15 protein-coding genes and 2 tRNA genes are annotated in these 17,880 nt (G+C 64.9%); 14 read left to right on the top strand and 3 right to left on the bottom strand.

The features are described from left to right. The first annotated feature begins 11 nt into the window (after positions 1-11). The 6 genes from hflK to A9179_RS02815 all read left to right on the top strand — a co-directional run bounded on the left by hflK (position 12) and on the right by A9179_RS02815 (position 6,983). Entirely contained in the window at positions 12-1,154 is a 1,143-nt protein-coding gene (gene hflK / locus A9179_RS02790) for an FtsH protease activity modulator HflK (RefSeq protein ID WP_187804343.1), read from the top strand. Further along, positions 1,154-2,023, top strand: a complete 870-nt coding sequence (hflC, locus tag A9179_RS02795; protein ID WP_187804344.1) for a protease modulator HflC — start codon at positions 1,154-1,156, stop codon at positions 2,021-2,023. The genes hflK and hflC overlap by 1 nt, the downstream gene beginning before the upstream one ends. Positions 2,024-2,134: 111 nt before the next feature. After that, complete coding sequence (locus A9179_RS02800) at positions 2,135-2,320, top strand: DUF2065 domain-containing protein (RefSeq protein ID WP_187808479.1); 186 nt, start codon at positions 2,135-2,137, stop codon at positions 2,318-2,320. 35 nt (positions 2,321-2,355) lie between these two features. Further along, positions 2,356-3,543: an ATP phosphoribosyltransferase regulatory subunit gene (locus tag A9179_RS02805; RefSeq protein WP_187804345.1), complete on the top strand. Its 1,188-nt coding sequence runs from the start codon at positions 2,356-2,358 to the stop codon at positions 3,541-3,543. 55 nt (positions 3,544-3,598) lie between these two features. Continuing rightward, positions 3,599-4,894 (top strand): adenylosuccinate synthase, encoded by a 1,296-nt coding sequence (locus A9179_RS02810; RefSeq protein WP_187804346.1) that lies wholly within the window; start codon positions 3,599-3,601, stop codon positions 4,892-4,894. A gap of 154 nt (positions 4,895-5,048) precedes the next feature. Further along, positions 5,049-6,983, top strand: a complete 1,935-nt coding sequence (locus tag A9179_RS02815; protein ID WP_187804347.1) for a methyl-accepting chemotaxis protein — start codon at positions 5,049-5,051, stop codon at positions 6,981-6,983. A 92-nt stretch (positions 6,984-7,075) separates the two neighbouring features. On the opposite strand, the gene A9179_RS02820 is transcribed toward A9179_RS02815, so the two are convergent. Both A9179_RS02820 and A9179_RS02825 read right to left on the bottom strand, forming a co-directional pair. Further along, positions 7,076-7,162: transfer RNA gene (locus A9179_RS02820), tRNA-Leu, on the bottom strand. A gap of 108 nt (positions 7,163-7,270) precedes the next feature. Continuing rightward, positions 7,271-7,357: transfer RNA gene (locus A9179_RS02825), tRNA-Leu, on the bottom strand. A gap of 207 nt (positions 7,358-7,564) precedes the next feature. Between A9179_RS02825 and rnr the strand changes: the two genes are divergently transcribed. From rnr to alr, 8 genes are all read left to right on the top strand, one after another. Then, positions 7,565-10,075 (top strand): ribonuclease R, encoded by a 2,511-nt coding sequence (gene rnr / locus A9179_RS02830; RefSeq protein WP_187804348.1) that lies wholly within the window; start codon positions 7,565-7,567, stop codon positions 10,073-10,075. Beyond that, positions 10,075-10,827 (top strand): 23S rRNA (guanosine(2251)-2'-O)-methyltransferase RlmB, encoded by a 753-nt coding sequence (gene rlmB / locus A9179_RS02835; protein WP_187804349.1) that lies wholly within the window; start codon positions 10,075-10,077, stop codon positions 10,825-10,827. Before rnr ends, rlmB begins: the two co-directional genes overlap by 1 nt. 207 nt (positions 10,828-11,034) lie before the next feature. Then, complete coding sequence (gene rpsF / locus A9179_RS02840) at positions 11,035-11,448, top strand: 30S ribosomal protein S6 (protein ID WP_187804350.1); 414 nt, start codon at positions 11,035-11,037, stop codon at positions 11,446-11,448. Positions 11,449-11,476: 28 nt separating this feature from the next. Beyond that, positions 11,477-11,707: a 30S ribosomal protein S18 gene (gene rpsR, locus A9179_RS02845; RefSeq protein ID WP_021701047.1), complete on the top strand. Its 231-nt coding sequence runs from the start codon at positions 11,477-11,479 to the stop codon at positions 11,705-11,707. Between the two features lie 36 nt (positions 11,708-11,743). Next, positions 11,744-12,637, top strand: a complete 894-nt coding sequence (locus A9179_RS02850; protein WP_187804351.1) for a hypothetical protein — start codon at positions 11,744-11,746, stop codon at positions 12,635-12,637. A gap of 22 nt (positions 12,638-12,659) precedes the next feature. Beyond that, complete coding sequence (gene rplI / locus A9179_RS02855; RefSeq protein ID WP_187804352.1) at positions 12,660-13,106, top strand: 50S ribosomal protein L9; 447 nt, start codon at positions 12,660-12,662, stop codon at positions 13,104-13,106. A gap of 152 nt (positions 13,107-13,258) precedes the next feature. Next, the gene (dnaB, locus tag A9179_RS02860) at positions 13,259-14,653 is read left to right on the top strand and encodes a replicative DNA helicase (RefSeq protein ID WP_187804353.1); all 1,395 of its coding nucleotides are present in this window, start codon (positions 13,259-13,261) and stop codon (positions 14,651-14,653) included. Between the two features lie 225 nt (positions 14,654-14,878). Continuing rightward, entirely contained in the window at positions 14,879-15,955 is a 1,077-nt protein-coding gene (gene alr / locus A9179_RS02865) for an alanine racemase (RefSeq protein WP_187804354.1), read from the top strand. A 9-nt stretch (positions 15,956-15,964) separates the two neighbouring features. Here the strand turns inward: alr and A9179_RS02870 are convergent, their stop codons facing one another. Then, the gene (locus tag A9179_RS02870; protein WP_394354696.1) at positions 15,965-17,878 is read right to left on the bottom strand and encodes a diguanylate cyclase domain-containing protein; all 1,914 of its coding nucleotides are present in this window, start codon (positions 17,876-17,878) and stop codon (positions 15,965-15,967) included. Between the last annotated feature and the right edge of the window lie 2 nt (positions 17,879-17,880).

Below are 17,880 nucleotides of genomic sequence, written 5' to 3' on the forward strand. Positions count from 1 at the left end.
TGGAGAGCGCTATGGCTTGGAATGAGCCGGGTGGCAACTCGAACAATCAGGATCCCTGGGGTGGCCGCAAAGGCGGTGGCCGACAAGGGCCGCCGGATCTCGACGAAGCCTTCCGCAAGCTGCAGGAGAGCCTGAATGGCATCTTCGGCGGCGGCAAGAAACGTGACGATAGCTCGGGCGGTGGTTTCGGCCTGCTCGGCATCGGTGTGGCGCTGCTGGCGGTCGTCTGGCTGTGGAATGCCATCTATATCGTCGATGCCCAGGAGCAGGCGGTGATCCTGCGTCTCGGCAAGTACCACGAGACGGTGGGCCAGGGGCTGAACATCTACTTCCCGCCCTTCGACAAGAAATTCCAGGAGAACGTGACCCGCGAGCGAACCTTCTCCAAGCAGGGGCAGATGCTCACCGAGGACGAGAATATCGTCGAGGTGCCGCTGACCGTGCAGTACAAGATCAGCAACCTCAAGGACTTCGTGCTCAACGTCGACCAGCCTGAGGTCAGCCTGCAGCACGCTACCGAGAGCGCCCTGCGCCACGTCGCCGGCTCCACCTCGATGGACGAGGTGATCACCCTCGGTCGCGAGCAGATGTCGATGGCGGTGAGCAAGCGTCTGCAGACCTTCCTCGACAACTACGGCACCGGTATCACCGTCACCCAGGTCAACATCCAGCGTGCGGCGGCTCCGGCCGAGGTCAAGGATGCCTTCGACGACGTGATCCGTGCTCGCGAAGACGAGCAGCGCGAGAAGAACCAGGCAGAAACCTACGCCAATGGCGTGGTGCCGGAAGCCCGCGGTCAGGCCCAGCGCATCATTGAAGATGCCAACGGCTATCGCGACGAAGTGGTGGCGCGTGCCCAGGGTGAGGCGGATCGCTTCACCAAGCTGGTTGCCGAATACCGCAAGGCGCCGGAAGTGACCCGTCAGCGCCTCTACCTGGACACCATGCAGCAGGTCTTCAGCAATACCAGCAAGGTGCTGGTGACTGGCAAAGAGGGGCAGAACAACCTGCTCTATCTGCCGCTGGACAAGATGATCGACAGCCGCGGCGGTGTGCCGGTCGGTTCCGCGGCGCCTGCCGCCAGTGGCGAGACCACCACGCGGATCGTTGGCGATCTGCAGCAGCGTGACCTGCGTTCGAGGGAGAGCCGCTGATGAGCAACAAGTCCCTATTTGCCCTGATCGGCGCGGTGGTTCTGGCTGTACTGGTGTGGAACAGCCTGTATATCGTCACCCAGACCGAGAAGGCCGTGCTCCTGCAGTTCGGTAAGATCCAGGTGGCCGATGTGCAGCCGGGCCTGCACGTGAAGATCCCGGGGGTCAACCAGGTGCGCAAGTTCGACGCCCGCCTGCTGACCCTGGAATCGCCGATCCAGCGCATCCTGACCAAGGAAAAGAAAGCGGTGATGGTGGATGCCTATGCCAAGTGGCGGGTGGCGGATGCCGAGCGCTTCTATACCGCGACTTCCGGCCTGAAGCAGATTGCCGACGACCGCCTGTCCCAGCGTCTGGTGTCGGCGCTGTCCAACCAGTTCGGTACCCGTTCGCTCAACGAGGTGGTGTCCGGTGAGCGCGATGCGCTGATGGCAGCCATCACCAAGTCGCTCAACGGCATGGCGCAGAAGGAGCTGGGCATCGAAGTGGTGGACGTGCGGGTCAAGGCCATCGACCTGCCGAAAGAGGTCTATCGCAGCGTGTTCGACCGCATGAGCTCCGAGCGTGAGCGCGAAGCCCGCGAACACCGCTCCAAGGGCAAGGAACTGGCCGAGGGGATTCGCGCCGATGCCGATCGGCAGAAGCGGGTGATCCTGGCTGAGGCCTATCGCGAGGCTGAAGAAGTGCGCGGTGATGGTGATGCCAAGGCCGCGGCGATCTACGCCAAGGCCTATGGCCAGGATGCCGAGTTCTACGCCTTCTACCGTAGCCTGGGTGCCTACCGCGACAGCTTCTCCAGCAAGAACGATGTACTGGTGCTGGATCCGCAGAGCGAGTTCTTCCGCTACCTGCAGCAATCCAAGCCCTGATCGAGGCGCTCCCGACGTGGCCGTTCGGCCCGTCGGGGTGACCGTCAGGGAAAACGTGTTATCATGGGTCAGCCGGGTAAACAGCCCGGCTTTTTTGCGTCTGCGGGAATCATGTTGCAGGAATTCGGTATCGCGTTGTGCCTGGTGTTGGTACTGGAAGGCGTCTTGCCCTTCCTCTATCCCCGGCAGTGGCGCGCAGTGCTCGCCCAGGTGGCGCAGCTGTCTGACCGCCGCCTGCGCCTGATCGGGCTGGCCAGCATGTTGCTGGGGACTGCCCTCCTGTATCTGCTTCACTGAAGGCTTGCCGCCCGCACCGAGAGGGGAATGGCGAAATGGCAACGGTAGACCGCTGGCTGCTGCCAGATGGCATCGAAGAAGTACTGCCGCCGGAAGCGGCGCGCATCGAGGCGGCACGCCGCCAGGTGCTGGATCTGTTCCAGCGCTGGGGTTACGAATTCGTCGTGACCCCGCATATCGAATACCTCGAATCCCTGCTCACCGGTGCCGGCCAGGATCTGGATCTGCGCACCTTCAAGGTGACCGATCCGCAATCCGGCCGCCTGATGGGCTTCCGCGCCGACATCACGCCGCAGGTGGCGCGTATCGATGCCCACACCCTGCGCCGCGAAGGGCCGAGCCGTCTGTGCTATGCCGGTAGCGTGCTGCACGCCAAACCGCGTGCGCTGTCCACCTCGCGCAGCCCGATCCAGTTGGGTGCCGAGCTGTACGGCGATGCCAGCCCGGCCAGCGACGTGGAAGTCATCAGCCTGATGCTCGACATGCTCGAGCTGGCGCGGGTGCCGGATGTGCACATGGATCTCGGCCATGTCGGCATCTACCGTGGCCTGGCGCGCGCCGCCGGCTTGTCCGGCGAGGCCGAGCAGCAACTGTTCGATGCCCTGCAGCGCAAGGCGGTGGACGAGGTGGCGCTGCTCACCGAGCAGCTGCCGGCCGAGCTGGGTTCCATGCTGCGGGCCCTGGCTGAGCTGTGTGGCGGGCGCGAAGTGCTGGAGCTGGCTCAGGCCTGCCTGGTTGAGGCGCCGGCCGAAGTGCATGCCGCGCTCGACGAGCTGGTCGCCATTGCCGACCAGCTGGAGCTGCGTTATCCGGAGCTGCCGCTGTACTTCGACCTTGGCGAGCTGCGCGGCTACCACTATCACACCGGGGTGGTGTTCGCCGCCTTCGTGCCGGGCATGGGGCAGTCCATCGCCCAGGGTGGCCGCTACGACGACATCGGCGCCGATTTCGGCCGTGCGCGTCCGGCCACCGGTTTCTCCACCGACCTGAAGACCCTGGTGACCCTGGGCGACATGCAGGTCGACGAGCCGGCCGCTGGAGTCTGGGCGCCGGACAGCCATGACGTTTACCTGTGGCAGGCCGTACAGCGCCTGCGCCGTGAAGGTGCGCGTGTGGTACAGGCATTGCCCGGGCAGGATATCGCCGCCGCCGGCGAGGCTGGTTGCGACCGCCTCCTGCAGCTGCGCGACGGGCGTTGGCAAGTGGCGCCGCTGGCGTCCTGACGAGTTTTCCGCCGGCCGCGGCCGGCATCGAGCTTCCGCAAAGAGGAAAAGTGTTATGGGTAAGAATGTCGTCGTCCTGGGCACCCAGTGGGGTGATGAGGGCAAGGGCAAGATCGTCGACCTGCTGACCGAGCAGGCCGCCGCTGTCGTGCGTTACCAGGGCGGCCACAACGCCGGTCACACCCTGGTCATCGACGGTGAGAAGACCGTGCTGCACCTGATTCCATCCGGCATCCTGCGCGAAGGCGTGCAGTGCCTGATCGGCAACGGTGTGGTAGTCGCCCCCGACGCCCTGATGCGCGAGATCACCAAGCTGGAAGAGAAGGGTGTACCGGTGCGCGAGCGTCTGCGTATCAGCCCGTCCTGCCCGCTGATCCTGTCCTATCACGTGGCCCTCGACCAGGCCCGTGAGAAGGCCCGTGGCGATGCCAAGATCGGCACCACCGGTCGCGGCATCGGCCCGGCCTACGAAGACAAGGTGGCGCGTCGTGGCCTGCGCATCGGCGACCTGTTCCACCGTGAGCGCTTCGCCGCCAAGCTCGGCGAGCTGCTGGACTACCACAACTTCGTGCTGGTCAATTACTACAAGGAGCCGGCGGTCGACTTCCAGGCCACTCTCGACGAGTGCATGGCCTATGCCGAGCAGCTGCGCCCGATGATGACCGACGTCACCGCCGACCTGCATGAGCTGCGTCGCGCCGACAAGGACATCATGTTCGAAGGTGCTCAGGGCTCGCTGCTGGACATCGACCACGGCACCTACCCGTACGTCACCAGCTCCAACACCACCGCCGGCGGCACTGCCACCGGTTCCGGTTTCGGCCCGCTGTACCTCGACTACATCCTCGGCATCACCAAGGCCTACACCACTCGCGTCGGTTCCGGCCCGTTCCCCACCGAGCTGTTCGACGAGACCGGCGCCTTCCTCGCCAAGCGTGGCCACGAGTTCGGCTCGACCACCGGTCGCGCCCGTCGCTGCGGCTGGTTCGATGCCGTGATCCTGCGTCGCGCCATCGAGATCAACAGCATCTCCGGCCTGTGCCTGACCAAGCTGGACGTGCTCGACGGTCTGGAGACCATCAGCATCTGCACCGGCTACAAGGATGCCCAAGGCAACCTGCTGGTCGATGCGCCGACCGACGCCGACAGCTACATCGGCCTGCAGCCGGTGTACGAGGAGCTGCCGGGCTGGAGCGAGTCGACCCTGGGCGCCAAGAGCCTGGACGAACTGCCGGCCAACGCTCGTGCCTACATCAAACGCGTGGAAGAGCTGGTCGGTGCGCCGATCGACATCATCTCCACCGGCCCGGATCGCAACGAGACCATCGTGCTGCGTCATCCGTTCGCCTGATCCGTCGGGTGTAATAACAAAAAGGCCGCTCTCGAGCGGCCTTTTTGCATGCTGGCAAAGTGCTCTTGGTGGCCTATACCTTGCTTTAGGTTACAGCTTTGCTGCCTGCGGCCGATGCCCTGCCGTGGGCCGTCCTGGCGGAAGGAGTTGAGCAGTGTCCGTTCTATTTTCGTTGTTGCGCAGTCGTCTGTTGCGCCCGGTATTCATCGCCCTAGGTCTGGCCATGCTGGTGCAGGTGGGGCTGGCGGTATGGCTGACACGAGCCAGCGTGGATGGCCTGGTGGTCGATCTGACCCAGCGTCTGGGTGGCGAAAGTGAGCGCCTGGCGGGTGAGCTGGGCAGTGCCGAGAAGGAAATGAGCGCCGGCCTGGCTGCGCTTTCGGCCAATACCCGCGAGCGCCTCACTGGCGGCCTGTCGGGGCAGCTCAAGGGCGAGCAGGCGCAGCTGCGCAAGGTGCTGCAAGAGAATCTCAAGCAATCCGGCAACTCGCTGGCGCAGCTGCTGGCCGGCGTGGCGCCCAAGGCCATCTGGGATAACGACTCGCCGGCCCTGACTGCCTTTACCCGCATCGTCCAGCGCGATCCGGCGGTGCTCTTCGCCATTTACTACGACGCCCAGGGCCAGCGCCTGACGCGCAACTTCAACCGCAGCAGCCCGCAGGTGCGTGAGCTGATCGCTGCCGGCACGGGGGCAACGCCCCTGGAGAAGCTGGTGGATGCCGCCTCGCGCGACCCGCGGGTGCACCTGGTCGAGGTCGATATCAATCCGATGGGGGCCTCGATCGGCAAGATCCAGCTGGGGCTGTCACTGGATGCCGTGGAACAGGAGCTGACGGCGTTGGATGGGCGCTTCGCCGTGCTGGTGGGGAGCGCCGGCGAGCTGGTCGACAGCAGCCTGAGCGGTGCCGCCCAGGAAAGCACCAAGGCGCTGCAGCAGCGCCTGCAGGCGGCAGAGCAGGCGACCCAGGAGATGGCGCGCAATGGCAGCGATACCGTGCGCCAGTCGACCGATGGTCTGCGCTGGCGTATCGCCCTCGGCTTGCTGGTGGTCGGTGTGCTGACCCTGGTGGCGGTGGCGCTGGTGCTGGGCTGGCGGGTGCTCAGTCGCCTGCAGCTGCTGATTGCTGCATTGCAGGATCTGGCGGCCGGGGAGGGTGACCTGACTCGCCGGGTGCAGCTGGATAGTCGCGACGAAGTGGGCGACATGGCCGATGCGGTCAACCGTTTCATCGCCAAGCTGCAGCCTATTGTGCGCGAGGCGGGCGAGGTGGCGGCGCGTACCGGCGACGAGATCCGCAGCCTGGCGCAGCGCAGTGCAGCGGCGGAGTCGGCTTCGGCTCGTCAGCGCGATGAGGTGGCCGGCAGTCTGCAGGCGCTGGAGGAAATGGCTGGTGCCGCGCAGGCGGAAAGCCAGGCCATGCATGCGGCGCAGCAGCGGGTGGCGGCGATTCGCCAGGCCGCCCACGAGAATGCGGCGATTGCCGCCAAGGTCGGCGGCCTGATCGAGGCGCTGGTGGCGCGGGTGGAGAACGGCTCGGCGGTGATCGAGCGGCTGGCGCGGCAGAGCGAGCAGATCGAAGTGGTGCTGACGGTGATCCAGTCGATTGCCGAGCAGACCAACCTGCTGGCGCTGAACGCGGCCATCGAGGCGGCGCGGGCTGGCGAGAGCGGGCGTGGCTTTGCCGTGGTGGCCGACGAGGTGCGTGCCCTGGCGAGCAAGACCCAGCAGTCCACCGGCGATATCCAGGCGCATATCGCGGCGCTGCAGAAGGGCGCGAGCGAGGCGGTGGCGGTGATCGGTCAGGCCGGCGCGCAGGCGGCCGAAGGTCTGCAGGCCCTGCGCGACAGCGCGCGCCTGCAGCAATCGGTACAGGCTTCGGTGGATGAGGTGCATGGCGCCATCGATGCGGCGACGCGGGCGGCGAGCCATCAGGCCGATGGCGCCAGTGCCGTGCGTGGTCGGGTCGAGGTGATCCATGGCGAAGCGCAGCGCGCGGCGCAGGCGGTCAGCGAGACGGCGGCCAGCGGGCGGGTGGTCGATGGTCTGGTGGCACAGCTGAAGGCCAGCTTCGCCCAGTTCAAGGTCTAGGGTTGGCAGGGGGCGTCAGTGTGGCGCTCCATGGCTTTTTCCGGGCCAGAAAAGACAAAACCGAGCCAGTGGCTCGGTTTTGTTTTGAAGAGTGGTGCCCAGGAGAAGACTCGAACTTCCACGGTGTTGCCACCGCTAGGACCTGAACCTAGTGCGTCTACCAATTCCGCCACCTGGGCACATTGCGATGACGAATCATCGACTTTTTGCAGCGTTCATCGGCTATGCCGATACGGTGTTGCTGCTCCGTTGAAGCGAAATCAAGCTGGCGCTCGATTTCTGAATAGTGGTGCCCAGGAGAAGACTCGAACTTCCACGGTGTTGCCACCGCTAGGACCTGAACCTAGTGCGTCTACCAATTCCGCCACCTGGGCACGGGAAACTATGATGAATCAGTCGTTTCCGTGTTACAACGTCTCAGCAACGTTGAGGCCGCGAACTATACGGATGCGGTTTTTGCTTGTAAACCCCTGACGGTAAAAAAATTATTGTCGCGGGAAAAGCTGACCCCCGAGGTCGTTTCGCGCTTCAATAGGCAAATGGCAAACACATCTATATATGCGTAAAGGTGATTTCACTTAATGGCCGATTGGCAATCCCTCGACCCTGAGGCCGCCCGCGAGGCGGAAAAATACGATAACCCCATTCCCAGCCGCGAGCTGATCCTGCAGCACCTGTCCGAGCGCGGTTCGCCCGCTGCCCGCGAGGAGCTGGTGGCCGAGTTTGGCCTGACCACCGACGAGCAGCTCGAAGCGCTGCGTCGCCGCCTGCGCGCCATGGAGCGCGACGGCCAGCTGATCTACACCCGGCGCGGCACCTATGCCCCGGTGGATAAGCTGGATCTGATCCGCGGGCGCATCAGCGGTCACCGCGATGGCTTCGGTTTCCTCGCACCCGACGATGGCAGTGACGACCTGTTCCTCAGCCCGGCGCAAATGCGCCTGGTGTTCGATGGCGACCGGGTGCTGGCGCGCGTCGCCGGTTTCGACCGTCGCGGTCGCCGTGAAGGCGCGATCGTCGAGGTGATCGAGCGTGCCCACGAGAGCATTGTCGGGCGCTACTTCGAAGAGGCCGGCATCGGCTTCGTCGAGGCCGACAACCCGAAGATCCAGCAGGAAGTGCTGGTCACTCCAGGGCGTACCGGCGGGGCCAAGATCGGCCAGTTCGTCGAGATCAAGATCACCCACTGGCCGACCTCGCGCTTCCAGCCGCAGGGCGACATCGTCGAAGTGATCGGCAACTACATGGCGCCGGGCATGGAAATCGACGTGGCGCTGCGCAGCTACGACATCCCGCATGTGTGGCCCGAGGCGGTGATCAAGGAGGCGCGCAAGCTCAAGCCGGAAGTCGAGGAAAAGGACAAGCAGAACCGCGTCGACCTGCGCCATCTGCCGTTCGTCACCATCGACGGCGAGGATGCCCGCGACTTCGACGACGCAGTCTACTGCGAGAAGAACAGCAGCCGCTGGAAGCTGTTTTCCGGCGGCTGGAAGCTCTATGTGGCGATCGCCGACGTCTCCCACTACGTCAAGGTCGGTTCGGCCCTGGACGAGGAGGCGGTCAAGCGCGGTAACTCGGTGTATTTCCCCGAGCGCGTGGTGCCGATGCTGCCGGAAGAGCTGTCCAACGGCCTGTGCTCGCTGAACCCGCATGTCGATCGCCTGGCCATGGTCTGCGAAATGACCATGTCCAAGTCCGGCAAGCTGGTCGATTACCAGTTCTACGAGGCGGTGATCCACTCCCATGCGCGCCTGACCTACAACAAGGTCAGCTACATGTTGGAGCAGCCGTCGAGCAGCGAGGGCAAGGCCCTGCGCGGCGAGTACAAGGAAATTCTGCCGCACCTCAAGCAGCTGTATGCCCTGTACCAGGTGCTGCTGGCCGCTCGTCACGAGCGCGGCGCCATCGATTTCGAGACCCAGGAAACGCGGATCATCTTCGGTTCCGGGCGCAAGATCGCCGAGATCCGCCCGACCCAGCGCAACGATGCGCACAAGCTGATCGAGGAATGCATGCTGGCGGCCAACGTGGCCACTGCGCAGTTCATGCAGAAGCATGAGATCCCCTCGCTGTACCGGGTGCACGACGGCCCGCCGCCGGAGCGCCTGGAGAAACTCAAGGCGTTCCTCGGCGAGCTCGGCCTGGGGCTGCACAAGGGCAAGGAAGGGCCGTCGCCGAAGGACTACCAGAAGCTGCTGGCCAGCATCCAGGGGCGTCCGGACTTCCACCTGATCCAGACCGTGATGCTGCGTTCGCTGAGTCAGGCGGTGTACAGCGCCGACAACAACGGTCACTTCGGTCTCAACTACGAGGCCTACACCCACTTCACCTCGCCGATCCGCCGCTATCCGGATCTGCTGGTGCATCGTGCCATCCGCAGCGTGATTCGTTCCCGCCTGGAAACCCCGCACGTGCAGCGGGCCGGTGCGGTGAGCATTCCGCGGGCGCGCATCTATCCGTACGACGAGCCGGCCCTGGAGCAGCTCGGCGAGCAGTGCTCGCTGACCGAGCGGCGTGCCGACGAGGCCACCCGTGACGTGGTCAACTGGCTCAAGTGCGAGTTCATGCAGGATCGCGTCGGCGAGAGTTTCGAGGGTGTGATTACCGCGGTGACCGGCTTCGGCCTGTTCGTCGAGCTCAAGGACATCTACGTCGAAGGTCTGGTGCATGTCACCGCGCTGCCGGCCGATTACTACCACTTCGACCCGGTGCACCACCGTCTGGCGGGCGAGCGCAGCGGGCGCAGCTTCCGCCTGGGCGACAGCGTGGAAGTGAAGGTCATGCGCGTCGACCTCGACGAGCGCAAGATCGACTTCGAGCTGGGTGCTGCGGCGAGCAAGGCCGCGCCGCGCACGCGGCGGGCAGGTGCTGAAACGGCTCCGGCCGGCAAGGCGCGGGCCAAGGCGGACAAGAGCTTTGGCAATACCGACGTGCAGAAGAGCCGGGATGTGAAGAAGGCTCTGCTGGATGGCGCCAAGAAGGGCGGCAAACCGGCTGCTGGGGCGGCGAAGAAGCCATCCGGCCATCGCAAGGGTGCGCCCAAGGGCGGTGCTCCGGCGGGTGGCAGGTCGGGCAAGCGTAAGGCGAACTAATGAGTCAGCTGGAAAAGGTCTATGGCGTGCACGCTGTCGAAGCGTTGCTGCGCCATCATCCCAAGCGGGTCAAGCAACTGTGGCTGGCGGAAAGCCGGCAGGATCCGCGGGTGCAGGTACTGCTCGAGCTGGCTGCTCAGCATCGGGTAGTGGTCGGGCACAAGGATCGCCACGAGCTGGACGAGTGGGCCGAAGGGGTGCACCAGGGCGTGGTGGCCGAGGTCAGCCCCAGCCAGGTGTGGGGCGAGAACATGCTCGACGAGCTGTTCGAGCGCAGTGAAGGCCCTGCGTTGCTGCTGGTGCTGGACGGCGTGACCGATCCGCACAACCTCGGTGCCTGCTTGCGCACGGCCGATGCCGCTGGCGCCCTGGCGGTGATCGTGCCCAAGGACAAGTCGGCTACCCTCAACGCCACCGTGCGCAAGGTGGCCTGCGGTGCGGCCGAGGTCATTCCGCTGGTGGCTGTGACCAACCTCAGTCGCACCCTGGAAAAACTGCAGAAGAAGGGCCTGTGGGTGGTTGGCACCGCCGGTGAGGCCGAGCAGGAGCTGTACCAGCAGGACATGAGCGGCCCAACCGTGCTGGTCATGGGCGCGGAGGGCAAGGGCATGCGCCGCCTGACCCGCGAGCACTGCGACTTCCTGGTGAAGCTGCCGATGGCGGGCAGCGTCAGCAGTCTCAACGTCTCGGTGGCCACCGGCATCTGCCTGTTCGAAGCGGTGCGCCAGCGCCAGGCCAAGCTCAAGGCCTAGGTCGTCCCGTCAGCGAGCCCCGTCTGGCGGGGCTGCTGCTCAAATAATCACCAGTTTGCCTTGCGCCGGGCAGGGGGCTTCTCTAGAATGTCGCCCCTTGCCGTGTCGGCGGGCGCTCTGGTGCCTTTCGTTCGGCAAGTAAAACGAGTCATTCACTCCTTGCCTGACCACTTTCAGTTGGCAGGCTACAACCCGTAAGGAGCATTCATGCGTCATTACGAAATCATCTTTCTGGTTCACCCGGATCAGAGCGAGCAAGTCGGCGGCATGGTCGAGCGTTACACCAAGCTGATCGAAGAAGACGGCGGCAAAGTACACCGTCTGGAAGACTGGGGTCGTCGCCAGCTGGCCTACGCCATCAACAACGTACACAAAGCTCACTACGTGATGCTGAACGTTGAGTGCAGCGGCAAAGCCCTGGCCGAGCTGGAAGACAACTTCCGCTACAACGACGCCGTGATCCGCAACCTGGTCATCCGTCGCGACGAAGCCGTTACCGGCCAGTCCGAGATGCTCAAGGCCGAAGAAAACCGCAGCGAGCGCCGCGAGCGCCGTGAGCGCGTTGAAACCGACTCCGCCGAAGGCGAAGACGGTGACAACAGCGACAACGCTGACGAGTAATCCACGGATCTATTGAGGAGCCACATTCATGGCACGTTTCTTCCGTCGTCGTAAATTCTGCCGTTTCACCGCTGAAGGCGTGAAAGAGATCGACTTCAAGGATCTCAACACCCTGAAGGCCTACATCTCCGAAACCGGCAAGATCGTTCCTAGCCGTATCACCGGTACCAAGGCCAAGTACCAGCGTCAGCTGGCTGTCGCTATCAAGCGCGCCCGCTACCTGGCCCTGCTGCCCTACACCGACAGCCACGGCCGTTGATAGCAGGCAGTCGACTCGTAGCAAAGGATAAACCGCATGCGCGCCTTGGCTGATTTCATCATGCGCGGCCGCGTGCAGGCCACCCTGGTGGTGGTTGGATCGGCGGCTGTGCCGCTGTTGTTCTGGTTGAGTGCCGCCGCCAGCAGCCTGGTGCTGTTGCGGCGGGGCCCCAAGGATGCCGTTGGCATCCTCGTCTGGGCGATGCTGCCGGCTCTGGCCTGGTGGCATTTCGGCGAACCGCGCACCCTGCTGGTGTTGCTCGGTACGCTGGGGTTGGCGCAGCTGTTGCGCGCCGGCCAGGCCTGGACACGCGTGCTGCTGGTCAGCATGGCGCTGGGGCTGGTGTATGCAGTGGTTCTGGGGGCGGAGTTCCGCGAGCCCATTGCGAACATGGCGGCTGAGCTGAACAAGCTGATGCCGCAGATGTTCGCGGAGCTCTACCAGCAGTTGCCGGTAGATGAGCGGATGCGCCTGGAGTCGCTGACAGCCCCGGTACTCACCGGTCTGATGGCTGCACTGTTGCAAATCGTCAGTCTGCTTTGCCTGGTACTCGGGCGTTTTTGGCAGGCGGCGTTGTACAACCCCGGCGGTTTCGGGCGCGAGTTCCGCGTTCTGAAGCTGTCCCCGGCACTGGCCCTGGGCCTGTTGGCCGCCATGCTACTGGGCCCGAACATCGGCACCGGGCTGGCGATGTTGACGCCCATCAGCAGTGTGCCCCTGGCGTTTGCCGGTGTGGCGCTGCTGCATGGTCTGGTTGCCGAGGGGCGTCTGGCCAGGTTCTGGCTGGTGGGGCTGTACGTGCTTCTGCTGCTGCAGATGCAACTGGTTTATCCGTTGCTGGTGGCCTTGGCCATCGTCGACAGTCTGATGGATTTTCGTGGTCGCCAGGCGCGCAAGAACGGCGCCGGCCCCGCGAACGGTGAAGGTTAAAAGTTCAAGAGGTAAGACCCAAATGGAAGTTATCCTGCTGGAAAAAATCGCCAACCTGGGCAACCTGGGCGACAAGGTCAACGTCAAAGCCGGTTACGGCCGCAACTTCCTGCTGCCGCAGGGCAAAGCGACCGCCGCTACCGCCGAGAACGTAGCTGCGTTCGAAGCGCGCCGCGCCGAGCTGGAAAAAGTTGCTGCCGAGAAGAAGGCTTCGGCCGAAGCTCGCGCTGCTCAGCTGGCCGAGCTGGAAGTCACCATCACCGCCGTCGCCGGCGATGAAGGCAAACTGTTCGGCTCCATCGGTACCCACGACATCGCTGATGCCCTGACCGCCTCCGGCGTCGAAGTGGCTAAGTCTGAAGTGCGTCTGCCGAACGGCACCATTCGCCAGGTTGGCGAATTCGACGTAGCTGTGCACCTGCACACCGACGTTGAAGCAACCGTCAAGGTTGTTGTCGTAGCTGCCTAAGTCAGCCGACTTGCGGGCTTGCGCTTAGGCACAGGCCTGCAGACAATCGGGCACGACATCGCATCCGCGGTGCCGTGCCCTTTGTTTTTCCGCAGAGTTTTTTGCAAAGCCCGCTTTTGCAAAAGCTTCTGCGCTTTGGAATTTCAGGTGCCATGAACGATATCAGCACTCCCCAGCAGTACGACCTGGAAACCGCCGCCCTCAAGGTGCCGCCGCATTCCATCGAGGCCGAGCAGGCCGTGCTCGGCGGCCTGGTGCTGGACAACAACGCCTGGGAGCGGGTACTCGACCAGGTCTCCGATGGCGACTTCTACCGCCATGATCACCGCCTGATCTTCCGCGCCATCTTCAAGCTGGCCGAGCGCAACTCGCCGTTCGACGTGGTGACCCTGGCCGAGCAACTGGACAAGGAGGGCCAGCTGGCGCAAGTCGGCGGCCTGGCCTATCTGGGCGAGCTTGCCAAGAACACCCCGTCGGTGGCCAACATCAAGGCCTATGCACAGATCATTCGCGAGCGCGCCACCTTGCGCCAGCTGATCGGCATCAGCTCGGAGATCGCCGACAGCGCCTACGCGCCGCAAGGCCGTACCGGCGAGGAAATTCTCGACGAGGCCGAGCGCCTGATCTTCCAGATCGCCGAGGCGCGGCCGAAAACCGGCGGTCCGGTGGGCATCAACGACATCCTGGTCAAGGCCATCGACCGCATCGACAGCCTGTTCAACGCCGGCGACGCGATCACCGGCCTGTCCACCGGCTTCACCGACCTGGACAACCTGACCAGCGGCCTGCAGCCGGCCGACATGATCATCGTCGCCGGCCGTCCCTCCATGGGTAAGACCACCTTCGCCATGAACCTGGTGGAAAACGCCCTGATGCGCAGCGACAAGGCGATCCTGGTCTACTCGCTGGAAATGCCCTCGGAATCCATCGTCATTCGTATGCTGGCGTCCCTGGGTCGCATCGACCAGACCAAGGTGCGCTCCGGCCGCCTGGATGACGACGACTGGCCGCGCCTGACCTCGGCGGTCAACCTGCTCAACGACCGCAAGCTGTTCATCGACGATACCGCCGGCATCTCGCCATCGGAGATGCGTGCGCGTACCCGCCGCCTGGCCCGCGAGCACGGCGAGATCGGCCTGATCATGGTCGACTACCTGCAGCTGATGCAGATCCCCGGCTCCAGCGGCGACAACCGGGTCAACGAGATTTCCGAGATCTCGCGCTCGCTCAAGGCCCTGGCCAAGGAATTCAACTGCCCGGTCATTGCCCTGTCGCAGCTCAACCGCGGCCTGGAACAGCGCCCGAACAAGCGCCCGATCAACTCCGACTTGCGCGAATCCGGTGCAATCGAGCAGGACGCCGACATCATCTTGTTCGTCTACCGCGACGAGGTCTATCACCCCGAGACCGAGTACAAGGGCGTCGCCGAGGTCATCATCGGCAAGCAGCGTAACGGCCCGCTGGGTACCGCGCGCCTGGCCTTCCTCGGCAAGTACTCGCGCTTCGAGAACCTGGCGCCGGGTGCCTATCAGTTCGACGACGAATAAATCGTTACCCCGTAAACCTACTGCGCGCAGCACAGACTGCGTCACGCGGTGCGCGCAATCCTCATGAACAGATGTTCACTCCGGTTGCTGTGCTCCGGGCTTCTTGCCTGTGCCGCGCTCGCTACGGTTTCCGGGGCAACGATGGCATGGCATGGTTTGGATCAATGAAAACGGGCGCCCAGCGGTTAAGATGGGCGCCCGTTTTCGTTTGCCGGAGCCTGCGCCATGCGCCCTCTAGTCGCCACCATCGATCTGGCCGCCATTCGCCACAACTACGCGCTGGCCAAGCGCTGCGCGCCGGGCCGCGAGGCCTTTGCGGTGGTCAAGGCGAATGCCTACGGACATGGCGTGCGCGAGGTGGTTACCGCCCTGCACGACGAGGCCGACGGCTTTGCCGTGGCCAGCCTGGAGGAGGCCGCCGAAGTGCGCGCCCTGCATGGTACGGCGCGCATCCTGCTGCTCGAAGGTTGCTTCAGCGCCGACGAGCTGCCGATTGCCGCCCAGCTGCGCCTGGATATCGTGGTGCAGGGCGTCGAGCAGGCCGAGGCGCTGCTGGCGGCGCAGCTGCCGCAGGCGCTGAATGTCTGGCTCAAGCTGGATTCCGGCATGCACCGCCTGGGCCTGGCGCCGGCGGCCGTGCGCGACTGGCACGCGCGCCTGCGTGGCGCCGCGCAGGTCGCCGAGCTCAACCTGCTCAGCCACTTCGCCTGCGCCGACGAGCGCGGCCATCCGCTCACCGAGCAGCAGGTGGAGCAGTTCCTTGAGCTGCTCGATCTGGATTTCGACCAGCGCAGCCTGGCCAACTCCGCCGCCCTGCTGACCATTCCCGCATCGCACATGGACTGGCTGCGCCCCGGCATCATGCTCTACGGCGCCACGCCGTTCGCCGAGCTGTCGGCTACCGAATTGGGCCTGCGGCCGGTGATGAGCCTGCAGGCGCAGCTGATCGCCGTGCGCGAGGTGGCGGCGGGGGAGAGCGTCGGTTACGGCGCCAGCTGGGTGGCCGCGCGATCGTCGCGGATCGGCACGGTCAGTTGCGGCTATGCCGATGGTTACCCGCGCCATGCGCCGAGCGGCACCCCGGTGCTGGTCGGCGGCCGCCGCGCGAGCCTGGTTGGGCGGGTATCGATGGACATGCTGGCGGTCGACCTGACCAACCTGCCCGCCGCTCAGGTCGGCGATACCGTCGAGTTGTGGGGCGCGCAGCTGCCGGTCGACGAGGTGGCCAGGGCCGCCGGCACCATCGGCTACGAGTTGCTGACCAAGGTCACCGCGCGGGTGCCGCGCCGCTATCTGGCCTAAGAGCCGGCCCTAGAGCAGCCCGCTCGGCACCTTCAGCACATCCAGCTGCAGGCAGGCCTGCGGGCTCAGCTTGCCGTCGCTGCCGGGCATGATGAAGCCCGAGCGGCCCTGCTGCTTGGCCTGGTACATGGCCTCGTCGGCGGCCTTGTACAGGCTGGCGAACTGCTGGGCATGTTGCGGGAACAGGGCGGCGCCGATGCTGATGGTCACGGTCAGGCGGTTGGCGCCGTAGAGCACCGGCTTGGCCAGCTCGCAGAGCAGCCGTTCGGCGATTTCCTGGGCATGCTGCTGGGCGTCGGCGCCGCAGATCAGCAGGGCAAATTCGTCACCGCCGAGGCGCGCGACCATGTCGTTGGCGCGCACATGCTCGCGCAGGCGCTGGCCGATGGTACGCAGCAGCAGGTCGCCGGCGTCGTGGCCGTAGTGGTCGTTGATCGGCTTGAAGTGGTCGAGGTCGAGCAGCATCAGCACCACCGATTCCTCTCGGCGCTGGGCGTCGGCCATGGCGGTTTCCGCGCGCTCGATCAGGTAGCGGCGGTTGGGCAGCTCGGTCAGCGGGTCATGGAAGGCGGCGTGCTGCAGTTCGTGCTCGCGCTCGCACAACTGCTGGTTGGCCAGGGCCAGTTCGGCGGTACGCTGGCTGACGGCGACCTGCAGCTCGTCGGCGCTGTTCTGCATCTGCGCCAGGCGCGCGGTCTTCTCGCGGTCGGCCTGTTCCAGGGCCTCGGCCTTCTCCTGCTTGAGCATCTGGATGCGGTAGGCCAGGGCGAAGGAGAACAGGATGGATTCGGCGGCCACCGCGATGGGGAACATGTAGGCGGTGAAGTTGCTCGGCTGGATGATGCCGGCAGCGCGCATCACCAGCACGGCAGTGCTGATCAGCACGGTGCCGTAGCCGATCAGGTAGAAACGCGCCGGGATAAAGCCCTGGTACCAGCGGATGCCGGCGCTGAGCAGCGCGGTCGGCACCGTGACGATCGGGGTCAGGGCGATCAGCAGGGCCCCTTCGGCGCGGTAGCCGAAGGCGTTGATCAGGATGGCGATGGCGTACAGCACGCAGCCGGTGTTGAACGCCCGATCTGCCCAGCGCAGGCCGCGGCGGGTGTACAGCAGCTCCTGGGTGAAACGCATGACGAAGATGCCCCACAGCGAGGGCAGGCTGATGCGATCCAGCCAGAACGGCACCGGCGAGTGGCCCCAGAAATACTGGAAGCCGTGGCCGGTCATGCTGAGGATGAACACCAGCGCGCAACCGGTGGCCAGCACGTACCACAGGTAGGCCTTGTCGCGCAGGGCGACGAGGATGAACAGGTTGTACAGGAACAGCGCCAGGATCACCCCGTAGACCAGGCCGAAGCCGAGGTTCTCGCTGGCGCGCAGGTTCTGCAGGTCGTCGTGCTGCCAGACCTTGAGCGGGAAGGAGTTGCCAGCCGGATCAAAGCTGCGGAAGTAGAAGGTCAGCGGCTGCGCGCCCAGCTCCGGCAGGCGGAACACCATGCGTCGGTAGTCGAAGTCGCGGCCGGCAGCGAACGGCACGCTCTCGCTGGTTTCCCGCGTGCTCCAGCCACCCTGGCCATCCGGCAGGTAGAGCTGCACGCGGTAGACGGTGATGCCGGAGTTCTCCAGCCACCACTGGCTGGGCGCGCCCGGGGCCCGTTGCAATTGCACCTTGACCCACCAGGGATGGCGGCTCTGGCCAACCGAGGCGCGGCCATTGGCGGGCACGAAACGCTGCTGCACGGCCGGGTCGGCCATGTCGGCGATGCCAAGGCTGCCGTCGACATCTTCCAGCAGCTCGATGTGCTCGTTCAGTGCCTGCCCGCTGCTGGTGTCCTGCAGCACAAAGGTATCGGCCAAGGCATGACCGCCCTGGATAGCCAGGCACAGGGTCAACAGCAGCGCTTGCAGGAAAGTGCCTCGCACCG

Origin of the sequence: Pseudomonas alcaligenes (genome assembly GCF_014490745.1) — a bacterium.
GTDB classification, from domain to species: domain Bacteria; phylum Pseudomonadota; class Gammaproteobacteria; order Pseudomonadales; family Pseudomonadaceae; genus Aquipseudomonas; species Aquipseudomonas alcaligenes_C.